Here is a 508-nt window from a genome sequence, read left to right as displayed (position 1 = left end):
CCCATCCCCACGCCGCCGCCGTGATGCAGCGACACCCACGACGCGCCGCCCGCCGTATTCAGCAGCGCATTGAGCAGCGGCCAGTCGCTCACCGCGTCCGACCCGTCCTTCATCGACTCCGTCTCGCGGTTCGGGCTCGCCACCGAACCCGTATCCAGGTGGTCGCGGCCGATCACGACCGGCGCCTTCAGCTCGCCGTTCTTCACCATTTCGTTGAACGCCTGCCCCAGACGATAGCGGTCCTTCACGCCCACCCAGCAGATCCGCGCCGGCAGCCCCTGGAACGCAATGCGCTCGCGCGCCATGTCCAGCCAGTTGTGCAGGTGCGCGTCGTCCGGGATCAGTTCCTTCACCTTCGCATCGGTCTTGTAGATGTCCTCAGGATCGCCCGAGAGCGCCACCCAGCGGAACGGCCCCTTGCCCTCGCAGAAGAGCGGCCGGATGTACGCCGGCACGAAGCCCGGAAAGTCGAAGGCGTTGTCCACCCCCATTTCCAGCGCCATCTGGC

At 67.1% G+C, this 508-nt stretch carries 1 pseudogene; it reads right to left on the bottom strand.

Annotation, left to right across the window (positions count from 1 at the left end):
• Positions 1 to 508 (bottom strand): annotated as a pseudogene (locus BFE01S_RS39320) (urocanate hydratase); the annotation flags it as partial.

Source organism: Paraburkholderia ferrariae NBRC 106233, assembly GCF_000685035.1.
GTDB classification, from domain to species: Bacteria; Pseudomonadota; Gammaproteobacteria; order Burkholderiales; family Burkholderiaceae; genus Paraburkholderia; species Paraburkholderia ferrariae.
The sequence above is the reverse complement of the archived record's forward strand: the minus strand, read 5'-3'. Positions and strand labels throughout refer to the sequence as shown.